At 48.5% G+C, this 4,868-nt stretch carries 3 protein-coding genes and 1 pseudogene; 2 read left to right on the top strand and 2 right to left on the bottom strand.

Features of this window, described 5'->3' with window-relative positions:
• Positions 1-219, bottom strand: a pseudogene (locus tag ACRCZA_RS13140) (methylated-DNA--[protein]-cysteine S-methyltransferase); the annotation flags it as partial.
• A gap of 25 nt (positions 220-244) precedes the next feature.
• Positions 245-1,888, bottom strand: coding sequence for a DNA-3-methyladenine glycosylase 2 family protein (locus tag ACRCZA_RS13135; RefSeq protein WP_438674869.1), 1,644 nt, complete (start codon positions 1,886-1,888; stop codon positions 245-247).
• Positions 1,889-2,165: 277 nt separating this feature from the next.
• On the opposite strand from ACRCZA_RS13135, the gene ACRCZA_RS13130 reads away from it, so the two are divergent.
• Together ACRCZA_RS13130 and ACRCZA_RS13125 are read left to right on the top strand one after the other, a co-directional pair.
• Entirely contained in the window at positions 2,166-3,995 is a 1,830-nt protein-coding gene (locus tag ACRCZA_RS13130; protein WP_438674868.1) for an ABC transporter ATP-binding protein, read from the top strand.
• 281 nt (positions 3,996-4,276) lie between these two features.
• A complete protein-coding gene (locus ACRCZA_RS13125) occupies positions 4,277-4,735 on the top strand; it encodes a rhodanese-like domain-containing protein (RefSeq protein WP_438674867.1) in 459 nt (152 codons plus the stop codon).
• The last annotated feature ends 133 nt before the right edge of the window (positions 4,736-4,868 follow it).

The following is a 4,868-nucleotide window of genomic DNA, read 5'->3' as shown; positions in this document are numbered from 1 at the left end:
CAGGGCTGCCTCATCAAGATGTTGGTGCGCAAGATTAACCGCCGCCGCAGTTCGATTGGCTAACACAACATCGCTACGCGTAGAGCCTACGCAGGTAACATGGCTAAGCCCATAGGGATTAGCATAGAGCTGCAATGCCCCCATGGGCGTCGTTAATATCGTCCCAGCACAAGGCGCATAAGCGGCACGATTGGGCGCGACCTTTAATTGATAAGCCATATCGTCATATTCCCCTATTTGATTTTTAAAGATAAGACGAGGCTTGTTGCCATAACTGGAATGTTAAATAACTGCCCCAAGGAGCAATCTCTCGGCTTACTTGCTGGCACAGTTCGACGTACTCCCTTTGCGCTAATGCGCACTCCTGCGAGCCGTTACGTTGACCTAAAGCAGCGAGGAGCTGCTTTTTGACAATGAGATCCGTATGTAAAAAAATGTTCGGTTCGCCAAGGCCCCGCAGCTTCGCGTAGGCGATAGTCCAAGGTCCAATCCCTTTAATTTTTATCCAATCATCAACACTTGCCTGCGTGTCTTGCGCAAGCAATCTCGCCAAACCATGTAATGCCTGTTTACGCACCATGGGCATGTTGAGTTCGCGAAGGCTGGCAGCGCCGATAACGGCCGGGGTCGGAAATAACCGATACTCGCGACCATTGATCTCAAAACGCTCACCGTAAGCCTCAACCAATTGATTAAGCAACTTCGTTGCCTGTGCCACAGTCACTTGTTGGCCTAAAATGCCACGACAGCCGGCCTCAAATACCGAACCTGCCCCCGGTATTCGCAGCCCAGATAAGGGCGTTAAATGAATTGGAACTAACCCGTGTAAACTTTGCTCAATCAATTGCATATCGGCATCGAGATCCAACATACGCCGGACCGCCATAATGAGGGGTTGTAACGCCACGATGGGTGAGTCTGCTGTCAATATCAAGGTTAGCTTGAATCGATGCAGCGCGGCCTCATGGGTGATATTGACCACCGCACGCAGGTCGCCAATAGCCAGCGTGCGCCCGTACTCCCCAACTGTATACGGGTCATTATCGCCATTTTTTTGCCGCGAAGTGTCTAATGTGCTGTGGTTTTCTGCATCCACCTCTGTAAACGGTGCAAACCACTCCATGCCCGATACGGCGCGTACCCGAAAAAAGCCCAGCAGTGCAGGCCAATTGAGTGGCGGTCGATAAGCTTGATATAAGGTTAAACTGCAGCAAGACTGGGAAGGCGGCGCCACTGACTGATTGCAGGCGGCAACGGCGGACTGTTTTCTGAGTTGGGTTGGCGTCAGTTGCAGCCGTTGTTGGAATGCCTCATTAAAGCGACGAAGACTATTAAATCCCGCCGCTAACGCAATTTGCGTGATAGGTAATGGCGTTTGATGCAATAGTTGCTTCGCAAATAACAACTGACGGTAGAGCGCATATTGTTTAGGTGAGGTGCCAAAACCGTCAATAAACAATTTATTCAAGTAGCGGCGGCTGATCCCTAATTTATCCGCAAGCTCGCTCACCGTGAGCCCTTGCTCGCCACAGAGTATCCCCGCATCAATCAAACTAAGCGCTCGGTCTAATGTTGTGTCAGTCCCCTTCCACGGATTAGAGCCTGGCGCACTATCCGGCCGGCAACGCAAACAAGGACGCAAGCCCGTCTGTGCGGCGGCGATCGGCGATTCAAAGTAACGTACATTTTCTTCCTTTGGTGCCACGGCAGGACAAACATTGCGGCAATAAATTCCGGTCGTTAATACTCCAACAAAAAATTTGCCATCAAAACGCGGATCGCGACTTAAACGCGCTTCACGGCAAATCGCACTATTAAGCCCAACGCCCTGTAACAGTGAGGTCTGGTTGATTGGTGGAATGTTGATTGGTGGAATTTCAGCGATCATCCTGCCCCTTACCTGCTTAATGATTGGTATAACCCCTATGCTCAACCTGATGTATCTCGCCTTGTGCTGACGCTAGTTAACTGAGTTAACTCATTTTATGTCGCGACTATTTTAGGTAAACCACTTTAACTCTAAGCGGCGTTAATTGACGTCACTTTAGTTCAATTCACTGGGTGCGACTCGCGGAAAACGGCACTGGATGATTTCACAGCTTTTACAGGGGATATCCTATATGCTTTAGGCGTCACTCTTTTATCCCCTATCATAGAGCAATTTCATGTTTAAACGATTTGAATCTTGGGTCAACGCCCTGCCCGATGACGAACCCACAAAACCGCCGATGGGTATTTATGCATTTTGCCGCCATTACACCAAAGGATATGAACGCCCATTAATCCTGATGTCAGTACTCACCGCCATGATAGCCATGCTTGAAGTCTCCTTATTTGGCTTTATGGGGCAATTAGTCGATTGGTTGGTAAAAAAAAGCCCCGAAACCTTATTCCAAGATGAAGGCACAACGCTGGTCGTTATGGCGCTGATGGTGCTCATAGTGATGCCCTTACTAGTGCTATTTCACGCGCTGATCATGCACCAAACCTTGCTGGGCAATTATCCCATGTCCATTCGCTGGCTCGCGCACCGCTATTTGCTCAAGCAAAGTGTGTCGTTTTATCAAGATGATTTTGCAGGAAGAATTGCCACGAAAGTCATGCAAACCTCGCTAGCGGTACGTGAAACCGTGATGAAACTGCTTGATGTGCTGGTGTACATTTTAGTGTATTTCACCTCTATGCTGGTGATGATTGCCAGTGCCGATGTACGCTTAATGCTCCCCATGTTGCTGTGGCTCGCCCTCTACGTTGGGCTGCAATGGTATTTTGTCCCCAGACTCAAAACTGTTTCGACGGAACAGGCCGATGCCCGCTCCACCATGACAGGGCGGATTGTCGATAGCTATACCAATATCACCACCGTCAAATTATTTGCCCATACCGATAAAGAAGCGGACTACGCCAAAGCGAGTATGCAGAGCTTTTTAGCCACGGTTTATCGGCAAATGCGCTTAGTGACGGGGATCAGCGTAAGCGTGCAGGTGATTAACTATTTGCTCGCCTTTAGTATTGCAGCGGTGTCCATTGCCCTTTGGCTTGATAGTGCCATCACCGTTGGCGCTATTGCTATCGCCGTCAGTTTGGCGCTGCGACTCAATGGCATGTCGCAATGGATCATGTGGGAGATCAGCTCGTTATTTGAAAATATCGGCACCGTCACCGATGGTATGAATACCCTCTCAAAAACCACACTCATTCAGGACGCGGTGGACGCTAAACCTTTGGTGGTTGAGCACGGTCGTATCGATTTTAAGCAGGTAAGCTTCCATTATGGTGAAGACACTGGGGTGATCGACGCGCTCAATCTCAGCATCAAAGCCGGTGAAAAAGTCGGGCTCGTCGGCCGCTCCGGCGCCGGGAAATCCACCTTAGTAAACCTACTGATGCGCTTTTATGATGTCGAAAAAGGGCAAATTACCATTGATGATCAAGACATTAAAACCGTTAAGCAAGACTCGCTGCGCTCACAAATTGGCATGGTGACTCAAGATACCTCCTTATTGCACCGCAGCATTCGTGAAAATATCCTCTATGGCAATCCCAATGCCAGCGAAGCCCAACTCGAGCGCGCCATCAAACAAGCTCAAGCCTATCAATTTATTCAAGAACTCACCGATCCTAATGGCCTTCATGGTTTAGATGCCCAAGTTGGCGAGCGCGGTGTTAAACTCTCCGGCGGCCAAAGGCAACGCATTGCGATTGCGCGAGTCTTACTGAAAAACGCCCCGATTTTACTGCTGGATGAGGCCACCTCCGCCCTCGATTCTGAAGTTGAAGCCGCCATTCAAGAAAGTCTGGATGAGCTGATGCAAGGTAAAACCGTGATAGCCATTGCTCATCGCCTTTCTACCATCGCCGCAATGGACAGATTAATCGTCCTAGATCAAGGTCGTATCGTTGAGCAAGGCACACATCAAGCATTAGTCGCTGCCGGCGGCATTTATGCCCAACTTTGGGCTCATCAAACCGGTGGATTTTTAGGTGTAGAGTAAAACACCCGTCAATTAAGGGCGATAACGTCAACTTCCTTCATCAACACCATCAAATAAATCTCCCTTACGCCATCTGCGCCAGCTCCGGCTGGTGCAGATTAATCTGCAGATAACCAAGCTAGCCAACCGTTCATTTGTAAAAAAATATAATAAGCACATCTTTTCAAACATTTATAACTAAAAAGACATAAAAACCTGCAGCAGTTCACAATTCAAAGTGCCGTCTATTATTACGATGTTTCGCACCTACCTAAGTGGGCACAACAATAAAAAGGAAGATAATGATGAAAAAAGCGTTGATTGTACTGGCAGCGACAATTGCCATGAGCGCACCTGTAATGGCCTACGACAAAGACATGGCAAGCAGCTATCAGAAACTGTTTGCTCCTGCACAGGGCGCAAAAGTGGGTAAGGAGATGCACTTAACGAGCCCAGAAAACTATCTGAAGATGGTTAAAGAAAACAATGTATTGACTCTGGATGTGCGCACTGAAGATGAGCTAAGCGCGATTCAGATCGTCCTACCTAATACCTTAAACATCCCCGCCAATGAGGTATTCCTACCGCAAAACTTAGACAAGTTGCCAAAAGATAAAAAAATCGCGGTAATGTGTAAGTCAGGTCTACGAGCGACAGCGATTGGTACCGCTCTACGACACATTGGCTTTGATAACGTTGTGATCGTAAAAAATGGGCTGCAAGGCGTGACTGGAGCAATTGAACCAAACTGGAAGTCTTAATCTTTTAGTCAACATGCTCTCCCCCGCCCTATACGGACGGGGGATTATCCCTCCTTCAAACAACCTGTAAAGCGTTCCCCACCATCCCCCCTTATCCCCAAGCCATGTAGCAGACAAACGAATTGACCTTTGG

It is taken from the genome of Shewanella sp. (assembly GCF_051658185.1).
Lineage (GTDB): Bacteria > Pseudomonadota > Gammaproteobacteria > Enterobacterales > Shewanellaceae > Shewanella.
The sequence above is the reverse complement of the archived record's forward strand: the minus strand, read 5'-3'. Positions and strand labels throughout refer to the sequence as shown.

Coding starts and splice junctions, on each gene's coding strand:
- ACRCZA_RS13135 (WP_438674869.1), bottom strand. CDS start 1,888: ATGATCGCTGAAATTCCACCAATCAACATTCCACCAATCAACCAGACC.
- ACRCZA_RS13130 (WP_438674868.1), top strand. CDS start 2,166: ATGTTTAAACGATTTGAATCTTGGGTCAACGCCCTGCCCGATGACGAA.
- ACRCZA_RS13125 (WP_438674867.1), top strand. CDS start 4,277: ATGATGAAAAAAGCGTTGATTGTACTGGCAGCGACAATTGCCATGAGC.